Source organism: bacterium, from assembly GCA_013360195.1.
Taxonomy (GTDB): Bacteria; Electryoneota; RPQS01; order RPQS01; family RPQS01; genus JABWCQ01.
In genome coordinates this window covers 460,227-480,558 of the sequence record JABWCQ010000002.1, presented here as the reverse complement: position 1 = coordinate 480,558, position 20,332 = coordinate 460,227, and the positions used below count along the sequence as shown (strand labels likewise).

Sequence of the window (20,332 nt, the reverse complement as noted above, 5' to 3'; positions counted from 1 at the left end):
TTCAAAATTCCCCGTGATTGCGCCGATTTTGCTGTCACCGGGCCTTTGTGAGTTAAACTTGCGGTTATTCTAAGGGAGCCTTTTGTGCGCGATCCGCAGAGAACCATTCAACGCATCAACTTCTCGAAAATCCCCGAAGTTCACGAGATGCCGGACTTGCTCGAAGTCCAGCTCAAGAGCTTCCGCGACTTCCTGCAAGCGGATGTGCCTGCCAATCGCCGCCGGGCCTTCGGGCTTGAGGCGGTGTTCCGCAATATCTTTCCGATAATCGACAATCGCGAAACGCACATTCTCGAATACGTCGAATATCAGGTTGAGAAGCCGAAATACGACGAAGACGAATGCCGCGAACGCGGTGTCACTTTTCAAGCCGCGCTGAAGGCGAAACTTCGTCTTTCTTCGCGCGACGAGACCAGTGAAGTCGGATCTTTCGACCAAACAATCGAAAGTGATGTCTACCTCGGCAATTTGCCGCTGATGACAACCTCCGGAACATTTATCATTAACGGTGCCGAGCGGGTCATTGTGTCCCAGCTCCACCGCAGTCCCGGTGTCTTCTTCGGTGAGGATACTCATCCCAACGGAAAGAAGATCTATTCTGCCCGTATCATTCCCTTCCGCGGTTCGTGGATTGAAATTTCTACAGATATCAACGACGTGTTGAATGTTTATGTTGATCGCCGTAAGAAGTTTCCCGCGACGACGCTATTGCGCGCAATGGGGAGCCAGACCAATCGCGACATTCTTGACCTGTTCGGATTCGTGGAAACTGTTCCGACGAACCGAAAGGACTTGAATAAGGAGGCAGGCCGCCGTTTGGTTTCCGATGCAGTTAACTCGTCCACGGGTGAAGTGGCTGCAACTGCCGGTGCCGAATTGACGGACGAACTGATCGCGAAGCTGCTCGAGGCAGGCGTCCAGACAATTGACTTGTCCAAGCCTAAGAAAAAGGATACGTCTTATGACATCCTGATTAATACGCTTAACAAGGATAAGTCAAGTTCCACGGATCACGCGCTTGAAGTCATCTACCGCGAGCTTCGATCGGGCGATGCACCTGACATTGACACCGCGCGCAAGTTTCTCGAACGGCTGTTGTTCGACGAGAAACGTTACGACCTTGGCGCGGTCGGACGGTATCGCCTGAACAACAAGCTTGAGTTGAATGTTGCACCGGATGTCGCCGTGCTCACCCCCGAAGACATCGTCGCGATTATGAAGCATGTGCTGAAACTGCGCGTGGGGCGTGCCGCACCCGACGACATCGATCACCTCGGCAACCGCCGCGTGCGAACCGTCGGTGAACAGCTCGCCAATCAGTTCAGTGTGGCACTTTCGCGTATGGCGCGGACCATTAAGGAGCGCATGAATCTGCGTGACTCAAACGCGATGACACCTCAGGACCTGATCAATGTCCGCACGATTTCGTCGGTCATTAACAGCTTCTTTGGAACGAATCAGCTGTCGCAGTTCCTCGATATGGTTAATCCGCTGACTGAGTTGACGCACAAGCGCCGACTTTCGGCCCTCGGTCCCGGCGGTTTGACTCGTGAACGCGCAGGATTTGAAGTTCGAGACGTTCATTATACGCATTACGGCCGTCTGTGCCCGATTGAAACCCCCGAAGGTCCGAACATCGGACTCATTTCATCGCTTTGCACGTATGCACGTATAAACGAAATGGGGTTTGTGGAAACACCCTATCGTTCCGTGAAAAACGGCAAAGTCTCGAAGTCGATCAGGTTTCTGTCCGCTGATGAAGAGGATCGCGTGACGATTGCGCAGGCGAACACTCCGATCAATCAGAAGGGAGAGTTCTTAACAGACCGCGTGAAGTGCCGTAACCGTGCCGATTTTCCGGTGGCCCATCCCGATAACATTGAGTTCATGGACGTGGCTCCCTCGCAAATCGTGTCTGTTGCTGCCGCACTGATCCCGTTTCTGGAGCACGACGATGCTAACCGCGCACTCATGGGTTCTAACATGCAGCGCCAGGCTGTCCCGCTGCTTCGTCCCGACGCTCCATACGTGGGGACCGGAATGGAAAGAAAGGCGGCTATTGATTCGCGAACGATGATTGTGGCTCCAAGTGACGGCATCGTTGAATATGTGGACAGCAACAAGATCATCTTCCGTCCCAATCCAGTGCTGGACGAAGAGGGCAATGTTGTTCAACAGGCCGATGCGATGACCTTCAAACTCAAGAAGTTCGTTCGTACGAATCAGGACACCTGCATCAACCAGAAACCTTCGGTATACGAAGGCGAGGAAGTCAAGGCGGGTACGACGCTCGCGGATGGCTGTGGAACCGACCGCGGCGAATTGGCTCTGGGACGTAACACTCTCGTTGCCTTCATGCCCTGGCACGGTTATAACTTTGAAGACTCAATCATCGTGTCTGAGCGAATCGTGTATGACGATGTTTATACGTCGATCAACATCGAAGAGCTGGAACTTCAAGTCCGCGAGACGAAGCGCGGCGAGGAAGAGCTGACCCGCGAAATTCCCAACGTCTCCGAGGATGCTGTCAAGAACCTTGACGAGATGGGAATTATTCGAATCGGTGCAATTGTGCGGCCCGGCGACATTCTGGTCGGCAAGGTCACTCCCAAGGGTGAAACCGACTTGACACCGGAAGACAAGCTCTTGAAAGCAATCTTCGGTGACAAGGCAGGTGACGTGAAGGACGCAAGTCTGAAGGCGCACACCGGTATGTATGGCATCGTTATTAATACGAAGCTTTTCAGCCGCAAGAAGAAGGACGCCAAAACCCGAAAGGAAGATAAAAAGCTGGTCGAAGAGCTTGAGGCACGCTATGAACGCGAGCGTCAGCGGCTGCGCAAACAGCTTGCCGAAGAGCTTTATTCCATGCTGCGCGGCCACAAAGCCCGTGAAATCCGCGACAAGGATCAAACAGAAGTGATGGTCGCGGAAGGTGCGAACTTCAGCGAATCGTTGCTGCAAAATCTTGACGTTGATAAGATCGAAGCCGGGTTTGAGTGGACGAATAACGAAGGCATCAACGAGATGATTTCACAGGCCTTCGACAAATTCCGCGAGCGGCTCTTCGAGCATGAAACCGAACTGAAGAACGAGAAGTATCGTATTGAAGTCGGCGATGAGCTACCGCCTGGAATCGTGCAGCTGGTTCGAGTTTATGTCGCACAAAAGCGTAAGCTTTCCGTCGGTGACAAGATGGCGGGACGCCACGGCAACAAGGGCGTAGTCGGCAAGGTTGTTCCGGTCGAAGACATGCCGTTCCTGTCGGACGGCACGCCGATTGATATCATTCTCAACCCGCTTTCAGTGCCGTCCCGAATGAACATCGGACAGCTCTTTGAAACGACCCTTGGCTGGGCTGCGCATAGACTTGGTGTCCATTTCGCGACTCCCGTGTTTGACGGCGCGAAGACTGCGGACGTCGAAGAGTGGCTTGACAGGGCAGGTTTGCCAAGAACGGGCAAGACCTTCCTGTTCGACGGCCGCACCGGAGACAGATTCAAGGAAGAAACGGCGGTCGGTTTCATGTACGTGTTGAAGTTGTCGCACTTGGTGGATGACAAGATTCATGCGCGTTCGATTGGACCGTACAGCTTGATTACGCAGCAGCCGCTCGGCGGCAAAGCTCAGTTCGGCGGTCAAAGATTCGGCGAAATGGAAGTGTGGGCGCTTGAAGCATACGGCGCGTCGCATATCCTGCAGGAAATTCTGACCATTAAGTCTGACGATGTCAACGGACGTGCAAGAACGTACGAGGCGATTGTCAAGGGTGATAATCTTCCTGCGCCAGGAATTCCGGAGTCGTTCCACGTGCTCGTGAACGAACTCCGCGGACTGGGCATTGACGTGGACCTGCGCGAGTAAGTTCGCCTGCTCGCTGGTCTTGTCTTACGTCTATAAAGTGTTGTTAATCTCGACCGCGGATTTGCGGTCATATGAATAAGGAGCCCCACATGCTGCATTTCGCTGCTGCAACAGAGCACGAACCCCGCAGGTACTCCGAAATTTCTGTCAGCCTCGCCTCACCTGACATGATTCTGTCATGGTCACACGGTGAGGTGACCAAGCCTGAAACCATCAACTATCGCAGCTACAAACCCGAAAAAGACGGTTTGTTCTGTGAAAAAATCTTTGGTCCCGTCAAGGACTGGGAATGTCATTGCGGCAAGTATCGCGGTATTCGCTACAAGGGAATCGTTTGCGATCGCTGCGGCGTTGAGGTTACCAAAAAGGATGTCCGCCGCAAGCGCATGGGACATATTGCCCTTGCGGTACCGGTCGTGCATATCTGGTACTTCCGCAGTTTGCCGTCGAAGATCTCCTACGTGCTGAACATGAGCACGCGCGAACTCGAGCAGGTGATTTATTATGAATCATACTGCGTCATTCAGCCCGGCAGAGCGGACCTTCGCCGCAAAGACCTGCTGTCTGAAAACGAGTATCTGGAGACACTTCAGGCGCTCGGTCCGCAGGACGCTCTTCCGCCCGAAGAACGTTTCGTTGCCAAGATGGGCGGTGACGCTATCCGTGATCTGCTTTCAACCGAAGAAATTGACTCGCTCTCGAACGATTTGCGAGCCCAAATCAAGGTTGAAACCAGCGCTCAGAGAAAAGCGGACGCCATCAAAAAGCTTCGTGTCATTGAGTCCTTCAAGCAGGCGGAAAATGGCAAACTTAACCAGCCGGATTGGATGGTCATGTCCGTCGTTCCGGTCGTTCCACCGGACTTGCGGCCACTGGTTCCTCTCGAAGGCGGGCGTTTTGCAACATCGGATTTGAACGACCTGTACCGGCGTGTTATCATTCGCAACAATCGCCTCAAACGGCTGATCGAGATTCGCGCACCTGAGGTCATTCTGCGCAATGAAAAGCGAATGTTGCAGGAAGCAGTTGACTCGCTCTTTGATAATGGACGCAAGTCCGTCGCCGTACGCTCGGACGGAAACCGTCCTCTCAAGAGTTTGTCCGATAACTTGAAGGGCAAGCAAGGCCGTTTCCGCCAGAATTTGCTTGGAAAGCGTGTGGACTATTCCGGTCGTTCGGTCATTGTCGTCGGACCGGAATTGCGTTTGCATGAATGCGGTTTGCCAAAGGAAATGGCCGTCGAGCTCTTCAAGCCGTTCATCATTCGCAAGCTGATTGAGTATGAATTTGCCAAGACGGTCAAGTCGGCCAAGCGACTCGTTGAACGCAAGACTGACGAGGTGTGGGCAATTCTCGAAGAGATCATTCAAGATCACCCGGTTCTCCTGAATCGTGCACCGACGCTGCACAGGTTGGGAATCCAGGCGTTTCAGCCGCTGCTGATTGAAGGCAAGGCAATCCGCCTGCACCCGCTCGTCTGTCAGGCATTCAACGCCGACTTCGACGGCGACCAAATGGCCGTGCACGTTCCGCTGTCGTTTGAGGCCCAAGTTGAAGCTCGTTTGTTAATGCTTGCGAGCAACAACATTCTCCACCCGGCGAACGGCCGTCCGATTACCGTACCGCATCAGGACATGGTCCTGGGACTGTACTATTTGACGAAGAGAAAGCTTGGAGAGCCGTTCCAGGGCAAGATTTTCAGTGATGCGGGCGAAGTCATTGTCGCGCACAACGACGGCCGCATCGGGCTGCATACTCTGATTCTTCTGCGCGTCGGTGAGCGATTGATCGAAACAACTGTCGGTCGGGTCATCTTCAATCAGATCCTTCCCTCGGGCGTTAAGGCCAAGCGCTACTTCAATGAAATGCTTGCTAAAAAGCGCATTGAAGAGATTATCCACTACTGTGTTCAGACTGTTGGTATTGCCGATACCTCGATCTTCCTTGACAACCTGAAGAAGCTCGGCTTTTCAAGCGCGACAGGCTCGGGTATTTCCATCGGACTGGAAGATATCGAGATCCCACCGGAAAAAGACCGGCTGATTCAGGCGGCGTACAAGAAAGTGGACGAGGTGCAGTCGCAGTATGAAGACGGTATTATAACCGACGGCGAACGCTACAACAAGATCATAGATATCTGGACACATACGTCAACGGATATCGCTGAAGTAATGTTCGCGAAACTGCGTGACTCGAAAGACGGATTCAATTCCGTGTTCATGATGGCGGATTCCGGTGCTCGTGGTTCTAAAGAGCAGATACGTCAGCTTGCCGGTATGCGCGGATTGATGGCAAAACCCCAGAAGTCGCTGACCGGCCAGAAGGGAGAAATTATCGAGAGCCCGATTACGGCAAACTTCAAGGAAGGTTTGACCGTACTTGAGTACTTCATTTCGACTCACGGTGCCCGAAAGGGTCTGGCCGACACGGCGCTTAAAACTGCCGACGCCGGATACCTGACCCGCAGGCTGGTGGACGTGGCACAAGATGTCATCGTGCGCGAGTTCGACTGTGGAACTTTGCGCGGCATCCTGCTTGAAGAAGTTCAAGAAGGAGAAGAAGTCACAGAGCAGCTTCATGAACGAGTGATGGGACGTGTACTCGCCGACGATGTATTTGATCCGGTCACTAACGAGATGATTCTTCCCGCCAATTCACTTGTCCGGGAAGCCGAAGCGAACATACTGGCTAAAGCCGGTATCACGCGCCTCCGGATTCGTTCCGTCCTGACCTGTGAAAGTCCGCGCGGAATCTGTGCGCGCTGTTATGGCGTTAATCTCGCGACTGGCCGTATGGCGGATATGGGCGAGGCTGTCGGCGTCATGGCTGCTCAATCAGTCGGCGAGCCCGGCACGCAGCTTACACTTCGAACGTTCCACATCGGTGGTGCCGCCTCGCGTGATGTGTCCGAATCGCAGCGTATTGCCAAGAAGCCGGGTCGCGTGGTCTTCGAAAACGTGGACTTCATTCAGAGGGAAGACGGTACTCGGATCTCGATTCGCCGCAGTGCGACCATTAAGCTGCTCGATGAAAATAATCGGCAAGTTGCTCGCTACAAACTGCCTTACGGCGCGTATGTTTACGTGGAGGAAGGCGAAGTTGTGAAGGCCGGACACTTGCTCTTTGAGTGGGATCCTTATGCTGATTCAATTCTCGCTTCGAAGTCCGGCAAGCTGCATTTCATTGATATCAAGCAGGACCTGACTTTCCACGAAGACGTGGACGAAGCGACCGGTATGAAGCACAAAGTGATTATCGAGTCGCGCGATCGCAAGATGAATCCTCATATTCTCATCATTGATGAGGAGGGTAATCGCCTGGCAAATCACGTGCTGCCCATAGGCGCTCACTTGCTTGTTGAGGATGGAACTGCCGTGAAGATTGGTGATCCGCTCGCAAAGATGCCCCGCAAGTCGCAGGCAATTCGTGACATCACCGGCGGTCTGCCCCGTGTGACAGAGTTGTTTGAAGCACGCAAGCCAAAGGATCCGGCCATCGTCACCGAAATCGACGGCGTGGTTCGCTTCGGCGGCTTGAAGCGCGGTGTGCGTATCGTCACGGTTACGTCGGAAGACGGTTCAATGGTGAAAAACTATGCGATTCCATATGGAAAGCATATTCTCGTTCACGACCACGACCGCGTTTCGGCAGGTGAAAAGATCACTGAGGGTTCCGTGGCTCCGCAAGACATTCTTGCTATTCAGGGACCGAACCGGGTGCAGGAGTATCTCGCCAAGGAGATTCAGGAAGTCTATCGCTCACAGGGTGTGTCGATTAACGACAAGCATATCGAAGTCATCGTGAGACAGATGCTTCAAAAGGTGCGCATCGATGATCCGGGTGATACTCGCTATCTTGAAGGTGATCATGTCGATCGTATCAAGTTCACCCGAGAAAACGAGCAGCTTGTCACAAAAGTCGTGGTTGAAGAGAGCGGCGACTCGTCTTTGCGCATCGGACAGATTCTCGAGAAGAGCGAGTTTAACCGTATTAATCGGCAGATAAAACTCGAAAGCGGAAATCCCGCGAAATCCCGACCCGCCCGTCCTGCAACGTATTCGCCTGTCTTGCTGGGAATCACTCAAGCGAGTCTTTCAACGGACAGCTTCATTTCCGCAGCCAGCTTCCAGCAGACCACCAGCGTGCTGACTGATGCGGCAATTTCCAACAAGGTCGATTCTCTCTCCGGACTGAAGGAGAATGTCATTCTGGGTCACTTGATCCCTGCCGGTACGGGACTAAATCGTTACAGCAAATTGGTCGTTGTGCGTCCGCAGGACGAGGAGGAAGAGCTGGCACGGGATTTCCGGATTGAAATGTCCGAACTTATGCAAAGCCTTGAACGCAGAGCCGGAGGCTTAGAGGAGGACATGAGCGAACCTGCTTCTGAAGGCCAGAATCCAGTTATTCCACAGGAATAACTCTAAATATCTGTTTTCTTTACACCTCTGTTTGAATGTAGACTCCGGACGGCCTCCAAACCGTCCGGGGTCTGTTTTCCCGACACTTGACAATCCAGAGGTGGTTCATTACATTAGCCAATCTACGCATCAAATTTTCCTCTAAACGTGCCCACAATTCAACAACTCATCCGTTCCGGTCGGGAAGCTGTCCAATTTAAGTCGTCAGCACCGGCTCTGATGAACTGCCCGCAGCGCCGAGGCGTCTGCACTCGTGTCTATACGACCACCCCCAAGAAGCCTAATTCCGCGCTTCGAAAGGTGGCACGTGTGAAGTTGACCAACGGTGTTGTGGTAACGGCTTATATCCCCGGCGAAGGCCATAACCTGCAGGAACACTCCCTCGTGATGATTCGCGGCGGTCGTGTCAAGGACCTGCCGGGTGTCCGCTATCACATCATTCGAGGCATTCTGGATACTGCCGGTGTGGACGGAAGAAAGCAGGGACGTTCAAAGTATGGCACGAAGAAGAAAGCTGCCGTCCAGACCAAGGGCGCAAAGAAGAAGTAAAACGTAATTTCACATGCCTCGTCGTAAACGAATTGTCAAACGCGAAGTTCCGGCCGATCCCAAGTTTGGGTCAGTCCAAGTCGCTTCCTTTATTAACGGCCTGTTGCGCCGCGGCAAGCGTTCCGTTGCCGAACGCATGTTCTACGGCGCTTTTGATATCATTCAGACCAAGGCCAAGTCTGACCCGATGGAAATCTTCACCAAGGCGATGAAGAACGTCGCTCCGGTTGTTGAAGTAAAAAGCCGCCGCGTTGGTGGTGCCACCTATCAAGTTCCCGTCGAGGTCAATCCGTCGCGACGTCAGGCTCTTGCCGTTCGCTGGATTATCAATTATTCCAAGGCTCGCGGTGAAAAGACGATGGCCGAAAAGCTTGCCGGAGAAATGATTGCCGCCGCCAAGGGTGAAGGCAATTCCGTGAAAAAAAGAGATGATACGCATAAAATGGCGGAGGCTAATAAGGCTTTCGCTCATTTCCGCTGGTAAACTGCAATTTGTGAACAAGTCCTGTTAACGGTGAAATAAAAAGTGTCGAACGCTACCGCTACCGCTCCGAATACCAAAACTAATCCTGCCGCGGATCTGCTTGCCCGTACGCGCAATATCGGCATCATGGCCCATATTGACGCCGGCAAGACGACTACGACAGAACGTATTCTCTTCTATACTGGCCGCTTGCACCGCATGGGCGAAGTCCATGAAGGCGGCGCGACCATGGACTGGATGGAGCAGGAAAAGGAACGCGGAATCACAATTACGTCCGCCGCGACGACCTGCGAATGGCGCAGTCACCGTATTAACATCATTGATACCCCGGGACACGTTGACTTCACCGTCGAAGTTGAGCGCTCGCTGCGCGTCCTCGACGGAGCGGTTGCACTGTTCTGTGCCGTTGGTGGCGTCGAGCCGCAGTCCGAAACCGTGTGGCGTCAGGCGAACCGTTACAAGGTTCCCCGCATTTGCTTCGTCAACAAGATGGATCGTTCGGGCGCCGACTTCTTCCGCGCTGTGGATATGATCAAGACGCAGCTTCACGCCAACCCCGTGCCGATTACGATCCCCATGGGCTCTGCGGACATGTTTCAAGGCATCATTGACCTGATTTCCTTCAAGGCAATTGTGTGGGTGGAAGACTCACACGGAATGCACTTTGAGGAATACGATGTCCCCAAGGATATGTTCGATGTGGCAAATCACTGGCGCGAAAAACTGCTCGAATCCGTTGCAGAGTTCGATGATCACCTGCTCGAGAAGTTCCTTGCCGGCGAGCCCCTTCTGGCTGAAGAGATCATGGCGGCATTGCGCAAGGCCACGATTGCCCTGAAGTGCTTCCCGGTTTTGTGCGGAGCATCTTTCAAGAACAAGGGCGTCCAGCGCCTGCTTGATGCTATTGTCGATTTGCTTCCGTCACCGCTGGACAAAGGCTGTGTGGCGGGTACGAATCCCAATACCGAAGAAGAGATTACTCGCGATCCCAATCCGACGGAACCCTTCTCCGCTTTGGCCTTCAAAATCATGACCGACCCGTACGTCGGTCGGTTGACGTTTGTTCGGGTCTATGCGGGACGACTGGATGCCGGTTCTGCGATCTATAACTCTACCCGCGACAAGCGCGAACGCATTTCGCGTATCGTGCGCATGTTCGCCGACAAGCGCGAGGAAATGCAGTTTGTCGAAGCAGGCGACATTTGTGCGGTCGTGGGCCTTAAGGACGTGCGAACGGGTGATACCCTCTGTGATCCCAAGTCGCCCATTCTGCTCGAGAAGATGGAGTTCCCGACACCGGTGATCGAGATCGCAATAGAACCCAAGACTCGTGCGGATCAGGATAAGATTTCCGAATCCCTCGCCAGACTTGCCGAAGAAGATCCGACGTTCCATGTGAAGTTCAACGATGAAACCGGCCAAACCGTTATCGCCGGTATGGGCGAATTGCATCTGGAAATTCTCGTTGACCGCCTGATGCGCGAATTCAAGGTTGAGGCTGTGGTTGGTGCGCCTCAAGTTTCCTATAAGGAGTGTATCCGCAAGTCTTGTACTGTGAATCATAAGTTTGCCAAGCAGTCAGGCGGACGCGGTCAGTTTGCACATTGCGTTATCAATGTCGAACCGGGCCCTCCGGGAAGCGGTTTGACATTCGAGAACAAAATCGTCGGCGGTGCTATTCCCAAGGAGTACATCCCCGCGTTGCATAAGGGTATGGAAGACGCTATGAGCAACGGACCGCTTGCCGGGTTCCCTATCATGGACGTCAAGGTTGAACTGGTTGACGGTTCATATCACGAAGTTGACTCGAACGAAATGGCATTCAAAATTTGTGGCGGCATGGCGCTCAAGGAAGCGGTCAGCAAAGGCGATCCCGCGCTGATGGAGCCGATTATGAAGGTTGAAGTCGTTACGCCCGATTCCTACTTAGGTAATGTTGTTGGCGACATCAACTCCCGTCGCGGCCGGATACAGGATATGCATCCCCGCGCCGATGGTCAAGTCGTCAATGCGATGGTTCCTCTTTCGGAAATGTTCGGTTATGCGACCAGCCTGCGCTCATTGACTCAGGGACGGGCAATCTTCTCCATGTTGTTTGATCACTTCATGGAAGTGCCCAAGTCAATATCTGAAAAGATCCTCGAGAAGCGCTGACCTTACCGCCGATCCGCATAAAAACCCACCTCAGGTATGGCACAACAATCCTCAATCCGGATTCGGCTGAAAAGTTACGATCACAATCTGATCGACAAATCAACCGAAAAAATCATTCAGACGGCAAAGCAAACGGGCGCGGTAATCTCCGGTCCGATTCCCCTGCCAACGCGACGCAGCGTTTACACCGTAAACCGCTCGCCGCATTCTGACAAAAAATCACGTGAACAGTTTGAGACGCGCGTTCATAAGCGGCTCATCGACATCCATAACTCCTCGCCGCGGACCATTGATGCGCTGATTCGTATCGAGCTCCCCGCCGGCGTTGACATCGAGATTAAGACATGACAGGCCTGATTGGCAAAAAAGTGGGCATGACCCGGGTTTTCGATGAAAAAGGCACTGTTATACCGGTGACCGTTATCGAACTCGGCCCCAACCAGATTACCAATGTGCGCACCGTCGAAAAGCACGGCTATAATGCGCTGTGTCTTGGCTTCGGGCAGAAGCGCGACAAACTTGTGAAGTCCCCGCAAAAGGGACACTACAAGAGTCTCGGGATCACCGCGCCGCGAATTGAGCGCGAGTTTCGCGATATGTCCGTTGACGGCAAAAACGTTGGCGACTCGATAAGTTGCGATCTTTTCACCGCTGGTGAAAAGGTTCAGGTGGTCGGGACGTCCAAGGGACGCGGATTTGCCGGTGTTATTAAACGACACAAGTTCAACCGCCAAACGATGACTCACGGTACGCACGAGTTCTTCCGTCACGGCGGTTCGATTGGCTCTAACACGTTCCCGGGTAGGACGCTGCCAGGATTGCGCATGCCCGGGCGAATGGGTGCCGACAGAGTTACTGTTAAGAATCTGAAAGTAGTCCGTGTGGATGCTGAAGCCAATCTGATTATGATTGGCGGTGCCGTCCCCGGTCCGAATCACGGAATTGTTATCGTTGGGAAACAGTCCTGATGAATCTGAAAGTTTACAAAAAGGACGGCTCAGTCGGAAACGACACCGTAGAGTTGCCCGATAGCCTGCTGGCTCTCGAACCGAACGAACATGCCATTTGGCTTGCAGTTCGCGCTGAAGAGGCTGCTGGTCGACAAGGCACCCATAAGACAAAGAATCGCAAGTTTGTCCGAGGCGGTGGCCGCAAGCCTTTCAAGCAAAAAGGACGCGGTGTCGCTCGTCAGGGTACCAGCCGTTCCCCGCTGCATCCGGGCGGCGGTACAATCTTCGGTCCGATGCCGCACAAGTATTCTGTCGGCGTTCCGCAAAAGGTGAAGATGCTTGCTCGCCGAAGTGCGTTTGTATTGAAAGCCCGCGAAGATCGCGTGCGTGTCGTCGAGGATTTCAATATGGATTCTCCGAAGACCCGCGACATGGTGAACCTAATCTCCAAGTTGTCGTTGTCCGATCAAAAGATTCTGTTCTTGACACCGGACTTCAACGAAAATATCACGCGAAGTGTTCGCAACCTGCCTGGCGCCGGCGCTACCCGCGCCGCCGCGGCTTCTACTCGTGATCTGCACAACTGCTCGACGATTCTGATTCAGAAGAGCGCCGTGCCGGCATTGCTGAAAGGATTGACCAATGCTGCATAAGAGAAGCGTGCTCCGTAAACCGCTCCTGACCGAAAAGGTCGCCGCCGCTCAAGACGCACACAACCAGTATGCGTTTGAGGTTGACCCCAAAGCGAATAAGATCGAAATCAAGCGCGCGGTTGAGAAAAAATACACTGTTCATGTCGTCGGTGTGCAGACGATGAACGTTATGGGCAAGACCAAGCGGCTCGGCCGCTTTGAAGGTCGTCGTCCGAATTGGAAAAAAGCGATCGTCACCTTGAAAAAAGGTGAGTCCATCGAACTGGCGCAAAACGTCTAACAGTCCGATCTACCAATCATGCCGTTAAAGAAGTTTCGCCCCCTAACACCGTCACAGCGCTATCGCACGGTTCTCGTTCGCGAAGGCTTGTGGCAGGGTGAACCCGAGAAGAGCTTGCTCACCTCTCTGAATAAGACGGGTGGCCGTAATAATCTCGGCCGGGCTACCAATATCAACACAGGCGGCGGCCATAAGCGCCGGTACCGACTTGTGGATTTTCGCCGTAACAAGTTCGATGTTCCGGCCAAGGTCGAGCGCTTGGAGTACGATCCAAACCGCTCCGCCAACATCGCGCTGCTGTTCTACGCGGACGGCGAAAAGCGATACATCCTTGCTCCGGATGGCCTGAAGGTCGGTGACAAGATTTTGTCTTCCAGGAAGGAAGCTGACATTCGTGTCGGCAATGCGCTTCCGCTGAACAAAATTCCGTTGGCGACTTTCGTTCACAATGTCGAAATGAGAGTCGGCAAGGGTGGGCAGATTTCCCGCAGTGCCGGTTCGGCCTGCCAGCTGATGGCGGTTGACGATAAGTATGCGCTGCTGAAATTGCCCTCGGGTGAAGTCCGGCGCGTTCCCGCACAGTGTATGGCCACTATCGGACAGGTCGGAAATCTCGACCATGAAAGTGTTGTCTATGGAAAGGCCGGCCGCACTCGTTGGCTCGGTCGTCGCGGACATGTTCGCGGCGTTGTGAAGAACCCCGTGGACCATCCGATGGGTGGTGGTGAAGGTCGCAGCTCCGGCGGTCGCCATCCTTGTACCCCGTGGGGCAAAATTACCAAAGGTTTGAAGACGCGCAACCCGCGCAAAAAGTCAAATAGTCTAATCGTCCGTCGCCGTCGCGATAAGACGCAACTCGCTTAATCCCCTATGGCCCGTTCGCTTAAAAAAGGTCCGTACATCGATGCGCGTCTGGAAATGCGCATTCAGCAGATGAACGATCGCAACGAGAAGAAGGTTCTCAAGACCTGGTCACGCCGCAGTGTTATTTCCCCCGATTTCGTGGGGCACACGCTCGCCGTGCACAACGGGCGCAAGTTCCTGCCCGTGTATATCACCGAAAATATGGTGGGACATAAGCTCGGCGAGTTTGCACTGACTCGCACGTTTAAGGGGCACACGGAAAAGAAGGCGGAAACCACCGCCAAGAAGAAATAGGGCATAAGTGATGGAAGCACGTTGTGTCGCACGCTTTGTTCGCGTTACTCCCCGCAAGATGCGCCTGGTCGCTGACCTTGTTCGCGGAAAAAACGTCAACGAAGCAATCAATATTCTGAAATTCACGCCGCGTTCGGCTTCCGAACCGACTCTGAAGGCAATTCAGTCCGCTGTGGCAAACTATGCCCAGCTCCATGATGCGTCCTCCGCCGAAATTGATGCATTGTTCGTGCGCTCAATTTTCGCCGATGAAGGCCCCACTATGCACCGCTTTATGCCTCGGGCGCAAGGTCGTGCGACGCCGATTAAAAAGCGTATGTCGCATTTGACCGTCATCGTGGCTTCGCCGAAACCGGCGGAAGAGCCTGTCGTTGAAACCGCCCCGGCCGCTGAAGAGAAGCCCGCCAAGAAAAAAGCGGCAAAAAAAGTAGCTGTTAAAAAGACTGCGGCCAAGTCCGCGGCTAAAAAGTCCACGCCTCGCAAAAGTAAGTCGGAATAACCGTGGGTCAGAAAGTTCATCCGCTCGGCCTTCGCGTCGGTATCATCCGCACATGGAACAGTCATTGGTTCGATGAGCGCAATTTCGCCGACAAGCTTGAAGAAGACCTCTATCTCCGTAAGTATCTGATGCAGCGCCTCAAGGGTGCTTCTGTTTCCGGTGTCACTTTCGAACGCACGCCGAAAATGCTTACGCTCACCATTCGCACTGCGCGTCCCGGAATTGTCATCGGACGAAAAGGTGCCGAAGTGGACAAGCTCAAGGCTGAGCTCAAAAAGCTTACCAAGCGTGACGTTCAGGTGAATATCTATGAAATCAAGCGGCCTGAGCTGGAAGCCAAGCTTGTGGCTGACATGATCGCACAGCAGCTCGAAGGGCGCGTCTCATTCCGCCGTGCTATGAAGAAGGCGATTCAGACCACAATGCGTATGGGTGCCGAAGGCATCAAGGTGCTTGTGTCGGGACGTCTCGGCGGCGCGGAAATGTCGCGTACCGAAGGTTACAAGGAAGGCCGCACTCCTTTACACACGCTGCGCGCGGACATTGACTACGCACTGTCTGTCGCCCGCACAACTTACGGTACCATCGGCGTCAAAGTGTGGATCTGCCGCGGCGAAGTCATCGGCAAGGGCAAGGTGAATGGCCCCGGCGCTGAAGAACGTCATGAAGCAAGTGCTGAGAATTTCGGACGCGGTGATCGTGAGCATGGACGTGATCGTGACCACGGACGCGACCGCGGACGCGGTGACCGCCGCCAATCCAAATAGGTTAATTTGAAATGCTGACTCCAAAGCGACTAAAATTCCGCAAACAACAGCGCCGTCGCCGTAAAGGTTACGATTATTGCGGTTGCGACGTCTCCTTCGGCGAATATGGCCTGAAAGCCATGGACGACTGTTGGATGACGTCCCGGCAAATCGAGGCCGCTCGTATTGCGATGACGCGCCATATCAAGCGCGGCGGCAAAGTCTGGATCCGGATTTTTCCGGATAAGCCGGTCTCGAAGAAGCCCCTCGAAGTCCGTCAAGGTAAAGGCAAAGGTGCCACCGAGTTCTATGCCGCTGTGATTCGTCCCGGTCGCGTGCTGTTCGAAATCGAGGGCGTCAGCCGCGATCTCGCGCGCGAAGCTCTCCGGCTCGCCGCGCAGAAACTACCTATTAAAACCAAGTTTGTTGAACGGGAAGTCGTTCACTCATAAGTAACCATGGCTATCGGATCAGCAAAACCTACGAAAATGTTCGAGCTCAAAGAGCTGACGACGCTCGAGCTCAACAATCGTCTTAGAGAAGCCGAAGACAATCTCGAAGCTCTGCGCTTCCAGCTTGATGCCGGTCAACTTCCCAACACCGCGCGCGTTCGTGCCGTTCGCCGCGACATTGCCCGCATGAGGACCGTTCTCCGTGAACTGGAACTCGGTCTGCGTTCTGCAAAAGGTAAAGCGAAATGAGTGAGACTGCAATGACTTCAATTGCCGCCGAAGATCGCGGCTTGCGCAAGACCCGCGTTGGCGTCGTGGTCTCCAACAAAATGCAAAAGACGATCGTCGTGAAAGTTGAACGACGCGTTAAGCATCCCCTGTTCGGCAAGTATATCAAGCTCTCAAAAAAATTCATGGCCGAAGACAGCCAGAATGAGTGCAACATCGGCGATAAGGTGAGGATTATGGAAACCCGCCCGCTGTCGAAGCTCAAACGCTGGCGCTTGGTCGAAATCATTGAGAAAAAGAAGTAAGCCATGATTCAGGAATATACAATTCTCAATGTCGCCGATAACACCGGCGCAAAGAAAGTCCGTTGCTTCCGCATCTACGGCGGTACCGGACGCCGTTCAGCATCCGTCGGCGATATTATCATGGTCTCCGTGCGAACTGCCATCCCCAATTCCAATATGAAAAAAGGGGCAAAAGCTCGTGCTGTTATCGTGCGCACATCCAAAGAAGTCCGCCGCCCGGACGGTTCGTACATCCGCTTCGATGAAAATGCGGCTGTGCTGATTAATAAGGACAACGAGCCGATCGGCACCCGTATCTTTGGACCTGTCGCGCGCGAATTGCGCGACAAGCAGTTTATGAAGATTGTGTCCCTCGCACCCGAGGTGATCTAAGGAATTGCTATGAAAATCCGTAAGAATGACATGGTGCAAGTCACCGCCGGAAACGACCGTGGTAAACGCGGAAAAGTCCTGAAGGTTTTTCCCGAAAAGCAGCGGGTCGTTGTTGAAGGCGTGAACTTTATTCTGCGCCATACGAAACCTAATCAGCAGAATCAGCAGGGCGGTATCGTCAAGCGCGAAGGCCCGATTCATGTATCCAATGTTATGCTGATTGATCCCAAGAGTGGTAAACCGACTCGAGTGGGGCATAGTGTTCTCAACACTGCCGAAGGCACCAAGCGTGTGCGCGTCGCGCGAGTCTCTAACGAAATGATTCCTGAATAATGGCTGAGAAGGCTAAACCAAAAGGCGGCGGAGCGCCGCAGGGCAAGCAGCAGCCCGCCAAAAGTGGAAAAGGCGGCGGCATGAACGTCGCAGGTGAACGTCCTGCGCTGCCGAAAGGTTACGTACCCCGCCTGGTAAAGCATTATAGCGACAATGTCGTTCCCGGTTTGACGAAGACCTTCGGATATACCAATCCGATGGAACTTCCCAGATTGCAGAAAATCACGATCAATATCGGTTGCGGTGATGCGACCCAGAATCCAAGAGTTGTCGAGACGATAGTCAAAGAGCTGGCTATGATAACCGGACAAAAGCCGGCAGTAGCCAAGGCGCGCAAGTCCGTCTCAAATTTCAAGCTTCGGGAAGGCATGCCCGTCGGTGTCTTTGTCACCCTTCGCCGCACCGTCATGTGGGAGTTTCTCGATCGGTTCATCTCGCTTGCCACTCCCCGTATTCGCGACTTTCGCGGCTTGCCCGATCGCGGTTTCGACGGACGCGGCAACTTCTCGCTCGGACTGAAGGAACAAATTCTGTTTCCTGAAATTGACCTCGACAAGGTCGAAAAGATTCGCGGCATGGACATCACGTTTGTAACGAGCGCCAAGTCCGATAAGGAGGCCTACGAACTCCTGAAACAGCTTGGCTTGCCTTTCCGCAAACGAGAAGATAAGAAAGTCGCCGCCGCGGCATAACCTTACACAGACGATACTATGGCTAAAGCCTGCATGATCGCGAAAGCGAAGAAAACACCGAAGTTCAAGGTGCGCGCCTACACCCGCTGCCGAAAGTGCGGTCGTCCGCGCGCCGTTTATCGGAAGTTCGGCCTCTGCCGCCTCTGCTTCCGTGATCTCGCTCACGCCGGTGATATTCCGGGTGTTGTTAAGTCAAGTTGGTAAGCACGTAATAAAACCATGCCGACAACCGATCCGATTGCCGATTTTCTGACCCGCGTTCGCAATGCGATTAACGCACGCAAAACGCATGTGGACATCCCGTTCTCCAAGATCAAGCATGATCTGGCGCGTGTCCTGCTCGAGGCCTATTACATCCGCGACTTTGTGCATGTTGACGAAGGTCCGCAAGGATTCATTCGTGTTTACCTCAAATACACGAATGGTAAGCCCGCTATTCAAGGCCTGCGCCGTGTTTCAACGCCCGGCCTCAGGCGATATGTAAACCAGCACGAAATTCCGCGTGTCTTAAACGGATTGGGAACCGCGATTCTCACCACCCCAAGAGGTCTGCTGACGGGCAATCAAGCCCGCCGCGCAGGTGTCGGCGGCGAAATTCTCGCCGAAATCTGGTAATCTAAAGCTTACGGAGAAGAGAAGTGTCACGCGTCGGTCGTGCCCCCATTAAATTGCCTAAGGGCGTTGAAGTGAAAGTGAACGGTTCTGATGTGTCCGTAAAAGGACCGAAGGGCCAGCTTTCGCGCACGTTCCATCAGGACATAGAAATCAAGTTCGAGGACGGAACGTTGACCTGTCATCGTCCGTCCGATATGAAAGCTCACCGCCAGCTCCACGGCCTCACCCGCGCACTCTTGAACAATATGGTAACGGGCGTGACTGAAGGCTTCAAAAAAGAGCTGCAGATTGTCGGTGTCGGTTTCAAAGTCGAACCCAAGAAGCGCGGTATCCTCCTGAACGTCGGATACAGCCATCCTGTTTTTGTCACTATGCCGGCCGAAGTCAAGGCCGAAGTGACCAGCCCGACAACGATCGTTATCACCGGAAACGACCGCGAAATGGTCGGCCAAGTCGCCGCGACGATTCGCTCCGTTCGTAAACCTGAACCCTACAAGGGCAAAGGCATTATGTACGTCGGCGAGCGAATCCATCGTAAAGCTGGTAAGACCGGTAAGTAAGTTACAAATCATACTGTAGTATATCGGTTCCTTCCGTGTCCAGAAAAATCGCCATTCGTAAACGCGCACGCGTGCGCCGCAAACTTCACATTCGCAAGGTCGTGAACGGCACTGCCGCTCGCCCGCGCATGGTCATCTATCGAAGCGTCGCGCATATGTATGCTCAACTCGTTGATGATGTTGCCGGACAGACCCTGCTCGGAGTGTCATCACTTTCACCCGATCTGAAAGGCCAGTTGCAGGGCAAAAATCCCACGCAAGTTGCCGAACTCGTCGGTGACCTTTGCGCCCGCAAAGCGCGAGAAAAATCTATTGAAGCGGTTGTCTTTGACCGCAATGGTTTCCCCTATCATGGCCGCGTCAAAGCTGTGGCCGAAGGCGCGCGCAAGGGCGGCCTGAAATTCTAATCTCAATTCAAGAGTAGATGAACGGCAATAATCCACGCCGCGGCCGCGACCGCGATGACCGTCCGGCTGAATACTCCGGCGGCGAATCTCTTCTCGAAAAACTCGTTGCGGTAAACCGCGTTGCCAAAGTCGTCAAGGGCGGCCGCAATTTCTCTTTTAACGCCATCGTCATCGTTGGTGACGGGCATGGCCGCGCCGGCTTCGGACTGGGCAAGGCAAATGAAGTTGCCGATGCTATCCGCAAAGGCACCGAAGCAGCCAAGCGGGCGATGAAGCGTTACCCGATTCTGGGACAAACTCTGCCCCATGCAACCCGCGGAAAATTCGGCGCGGGCAAGGTTTTTCTCCGCCCCGCGTCCGCCGGTACCGGCGTGATTGCCGGCGGATCCGTCCGCATGGTCATGGAGTGCCTCGGCGTTCGCGACGTGTTGACAAAAGTCGAAGGTACGAATAATCCGCATAATGTTGTTAAAGCGGTGTTCCGTGCTCTGGAAGAAATGAACGATGCGCGTATGGTGGCTACCCGCCGCGGCATCACTGTCAAGGAAGTTTTCACTCTCTAAGCTTAATGGCCTGCCCGAACCCGCTTCGGGCCAAGCTTTAATTTACT

Annotated in this window: 24 protein-coding genes; all 24 read left to right on the top strand. The window is 53.8% G+C overall.

Features of this window, described 5'->3' with window-relative positions; translation table 11 throughout:
- Positions 1 to 147 precede the first annotated feature (147 nt).
- The 24 genes from rpoB (at position 148) to rpsE (ending at position 20,285) form a co-directional block, all read left to right on the top strand.
- A complete protein-coding gene (gene rpoB / locus HUU59_03385) occupies positions 148 to 3,864 on the top strand; it encodes a DNA-directed RNA polymerase subunit beta (GenBank protein NUO18473.1) in 3,717 nt (1,238 codons plus the stop codon).
- Between the two features lie 89 nt (positions 3,865 to 3,953).
- Positions 3,954 to 8,285 (top strand): DNA-directed RNA polymerase subunit beta', encoded by a 4,332-nt coding sequence (gene rpoC, locus HUU59_03380; protein ID NUO18472.1) that lies wholly within the window; start codon positions 3,954 to 3,956, stop codon positions 8,283 to 8,285.
- A gap of 147 nt (positions 8,286 to 8,432) precedes the next feature.
- Entirely contained in the window at positions 8,433 to 8,834 is a 402-nt protein-coding gene (locus HUU59_03375) for a 30S ribosomal protein S12 (GenBank protein ID NUO18471.1), read from the top strand.
- Between the two features lie 13 nt (positions 8,835 to 8,847).
- A complete protein-coding gene (rpsG, locus tag HUU59_03370; GenBank protein NUO18470.1) occupies positions 8,848 to 9,318 on the top strand; it encodes a 30S ribosomal protein S7 in 471 nt (156 codons plus the stop codon).
- 42 nt (positions 9,319 to 9,360) lie between these two features.
- Positions 9,361 to 11,472, top strand: a complete 2,112-nt coding sequence (fusA, locus tag HUU59_03365; protein ID NUO18469.1) for an elongation factor G — start codon at positions 9,361 to 9,363, stop codon at positions 11,470 to 11,472.
- Between the two features lie 36 nt (positions 11,473 to 11,508).
- Complete coding sequence (rpsJ, locus tag HUU59_03360) at positions 11,509 to 11,820, top strand: 30S ribosomal protein S10 (protein ID NUO18468.1); 312 nt, start codon at positions 11,509 to 11,511, stop codon at positions 11,818 to 11,820.
- A complete protein-coding gene (rplC, locus tag HUU59_03355) occupies positions 11,817 to 12,440 on the top strand; it encodes a 50S ribosomal protein L3 (GenBank protein NUO18467.1) in 624 nt (207 codons plus the stop codon). Before rpsJ ends, rplC begins: the two co-directional genes overlap by 4 nt.
- Entirely contained in the window at positions 12,440 to 13,075 is a 636-nt protein-coding gene (gene rplD / locus HUU59_03350) for a 50S ribosomal protein L4 (protein NUO18466.1), read from the top strand. Before rplC ends, rplD begins: the two co-directional genes overlap by 1 nt.
- Entirely contained in the window at positions 13,068 to 13,355 is a 288-nt protein-coding gene (locus tag HUU59_03345) for a 50S ribosomal protein L23 (GenBank protein ID NUO18465.1), read from the top strand. The genes rplD and HUU59_03345 overlap by 8 nt, the downstream gene beginning before the upstream one ends.
- Positions 13,356 to 13,373: 18 nt before the next feature.
- The gene (gene rplB / locus HUU59_03340) at positions 13,374 to 14,219 is read left to right on the top strand and encodes a 50S ribosomal protein L2 (GenBank protein NUO18464.1); all 846 of its coding nucleotides are present in this window, start codon (positions 13,374 to 13,376) and stop codon (positions 14,217 to 14,219) included.
- A gap of 6 nt (positions 14,220 to 14,225) precedes the next feature.
- The gene (gene rpsS, locus HUU59_03335; GenBank protein ID NUO18463.1) at positions 14,226 to 14,513 is read left to right on the top strand and encodes a 30S ribosomal protein S19; all 288 of its coding nucleotides are present in this window, start codon (positions 14,226 to 14,228) and stop codon (positions 14,511 to 14,513) included.
- A gap of 10 nt (positions 14,514 to 14,523) precedes the next feature.
- Positions 14,524 to 15,012, top strand: coding sequence for a 50S ribosomal protein L22 (rplV, locus tag HUU59_03330; GenBank protein ID NUO18462.1), 489 nt, complete (start codon positions 14,524 to 14,526; stop codon positions 15,010 to 15,012).
- A gap of 2 nt (positions 15,013 to 15,014) precedes the next feature.
- Positions 15,015 to 15,779 (top strand): 30S ribosomal protein S3, encoded by a 765-nt coding sequence (gene rpsC / locus HUU59_03325; GenBank protein ID NUO18461.1) that lies wholly within the window; start codon positions 15,015 to 15,017, stop codon positions 15,777 to 15,779.
- A gap of 11 nt (positions 15,780 to 15,790) precedes the next feature.
- Positions 15,791 to 16,210, top strand: coding sequence for a 50S ribosomal protein L16 (rplP, locus tag HUU59_03320; GenBank protein NUO18460.1), 420 nt, complete (start codon positions 15,791 to 15,793; stop codon positions 16,208 to 16,210).
- 6 nt (positions 16,211 to 16,216) lie between these two features.
- Positions 16,217 to 16,459 carry a 50S ribosomal protein L29 gene (gene rpmC / locus HUU59_03315; protein ID NUO18459.1) on the top strand — a complete coding sequence of 81 codons (243 nt, stop codon included), beginning with the start codon at positions 16,217 to 16,219 and terminating at the stop codon, positions 16,457 to 16,459.
- A gap of 11 nt (positions 16,460 to 16,470) precedes the next feature.
- Entirely contained in the window at positions 16,471 to 16,743 is a 273-nt protein-coding gene (gene rpsQ / locus HUU59_03310) for a 30S ribosomal protein S17 (protein ID NUO18458.1), read from the top strand.
- A 3-nt stretch (positions 16,744 to 16,746) separates the two neighbouring features.
- Positions 16,747 to 17,115: a 50S ribosomal protein L14 gene (gene rplN, locus HUU59_03305; protein ID NUO18457.1), complete on the top strand. Its 369-nt coding sequence runs from the start codon at positions 16,747 to 16,749 to the stop codon at positions 17,113 to 17,115.
- A 9-nt stretch (positions 17,116 to 17,124) separates the two neighbouring features.
- Positions 17,125 to 17,448, top strand: coding sequence for a 50S ribosomal protein L24 (gene rplX, locus HUU59_03300; protein NUO18456.1), 324 nt, complete (start codon positions 17,125 to 17,127; stop codon positions 17,446 to 17,448).
- Positions 17,448 to 18,140 carry a 50S ribosomal protein L5 gene (gene rplE / locus HUU59_03295; protein NUO18455.1) on the top strand — a complete coding sequence of 231 codons (693 nt, stop codon included), beginning with the start codon at positions 17,448 to 17,450 and terminating at the stop codon, positions 18,138 to 18,140. Before rplX ends, rplE begins: the two co-directional genes overlap by 1 nt.
- A gap of 18 nt (positions 18,141 to 18,158) precedes the next feature.
- Positions 18,159 to 18,344, top strand: a complete 186-nt coding sequence (locus HUU59_03290) for a type Z 30S ribosomal protein S14 (GenBank protein NUO18454.1) — start codon at positions 18,159 to 18,161, stop codon at positions 18,342 to 18,344.
- 15 nt (positions 18,345 to 18,359) lie between these two features.
- Positions 18,360 to 18,755 carry a 30S ribosomal protein S8 gene (gene rpsH / locus HUU59_03285; protein NUO18453.1) on the top strand — a complete coding sequence of 132 codons (396 nt, stop codon included), beginning with the start codon at positions 18,360 to 18,362 and terminating at the stop codon, positions 18,753 to 18,755.
- Positions 18,756 to 18,778: 23 nt separating this feature from the next.
- Positions 18,779 to 19,315, top strand: a complete 537-nt coding sequence (gene rplF / locus HUU59_03280) for a 50S ribosomal protein L6 (GenBank protein NUO18452.1) — start codon at positions 18,779 to 18,781, stop codon at positions 19,313 to 19,315.
- 20 nt (positions 19,316 to 19,335) lie between these two features.
- Positions 19,336 to 19,722: a 50S ribosomal protein L18 gene (locus HUU59_03275; GenBank protein ID NUO18451.1), complete on the top strand. Its 387-nt coding sequence runs from the start codon at positions 19,336 to 19,338 to the stop codon at positions 19,720 to 19,722.
- A 17-nt stretch (positions 19,723 to 19,739) separates the two neighbouring features.
- Positions 19,740 to 20,285, top strand: a complete 546-nt coding sequence (gene rpsE / locus HUU59_03270; GenBank protein NUO18450.1) for a 30S ribosomal protein S5 — start codon at positions 19,740 to 19,742, stop codon at positions 20,283 to 20,285.
- Positions 20,286 to 20,332 lie beyond the last annotated feature (47 nt).

Bases quoted from the DNA above. Each gene is read 5' to 3' on its own strand.
- rpoB (NUO18473.1), top strand. From the start codon at position 148: ATGCCGGACTTGCTCGAAGTCCAGCTCAAGAGCTTCCGCGACTTCCTG.
- rpoC (NUO18472.1), top strand. From the start codon at position 3,954: ATGCTGCATTTCGCTGCTGCAACAGAGCACGAACCCCGCAGGTACTCC.
- rpsG (NUO18470.1), top strand. From the start codon at position 8,848: ATGCCTCGTCGTAAACGAATTGTCAAACGCGAAGTTCCGGCCGATCCC.
- rpsJ (NUO18468.1), top strand. From the start codon at position 11,509: ATGGCACAACAATCCTCAATCCGGATTCGGCTGAAAAGTTACGATCAC.
- rplC (NUO18467.1), top strand. From the start codon at position 11,817: ATGACAGGCCTGATTGGCAAAAAAGTGGGCATGACCCGGGTTTTCGAT.
- rplD (NUO18466.1), top strand. From the start codon at position 12,440: ATGAATCTGAAAGTTTACAAAAAGGACGGCTCAGTCGGAAACGACACC.
- rplB (NUO18464.1), top strand. From the start codon at position 13,374: ATGCCGTTAAAGAAGTTTCGCCCCCTAACACCGTCACAGCGCTATCGC.
- rpsS (NUO18463.1), top strand. From the start codon at position 14,226: ATGGCCCGTTCGCTTAAAAAAGGTCCGTACATCGATGCGCGTCTGGAA.
- rplV (NUO18462.1), top strand. From the start codon at position 14,524: ATGGAAGCACGTTGTGTCGCACGCTTTGTTCGCGTTACTCCCCGCAAG.
- rplP (NUO18460.1), top strand. From the start codon at position 15,791: ATGCTGACTCCAAAGCGACTAAAATTCCGCAAACAACAGCGCCGTCGC.
- rpmC (NUO18459.1), top strand. From the start codon at position 16,217: ATGGCTATCGGATCAGCAAAACCTACGAAAATGTTCGAGCTCAAAGAG.
- rpsQ (NUO18458.1), top strand. From the start codon at position 16,471: ATGACTTCAATTGCCGCCGAAGATCGCGGCTTGCGCAAGACCCGCGTT.
- rplN (NUO18457.1), top strand. From the start codon at position 16,747: ATGATTCAGGAATATACAATTCTCAATGTCGCCGATAACACCGGCGCA.
- rplX (NUO18456.1), top strand. From the start codon at position 17,125: ATGAAAATCCGTAAGAATGACATGGTGCAAGTCACCGCCGGAAACGAC.
- rplE (NUO18455.1), top strand. From the start codon at position 17,448: ATGGCTGAGAAGGCTAAACCAAAAGGCGGCGGAGCGCCGCAGGGCAAG.
- HUU59_03290 (NUO18454.1), top strand. From the start codon at position 18,159: ATGGCTAAAGCCTGCATGATCGCGAAAGCGAAGAAAACACCGAAGTTC.
- rpsH (NUO18453.1), top strand. From the start codon at position 18,360: ATGCCGACAACCGATCCGATTGCCGATTTTCTGACCCGCGTTCGCAAT.
- rpsE (NUO18450.1), top strand. From the start codon at position 19,740: ATGAACGGCAATAATCCACGCCGCGGCCGCGACCGCGATGACCGTCCG.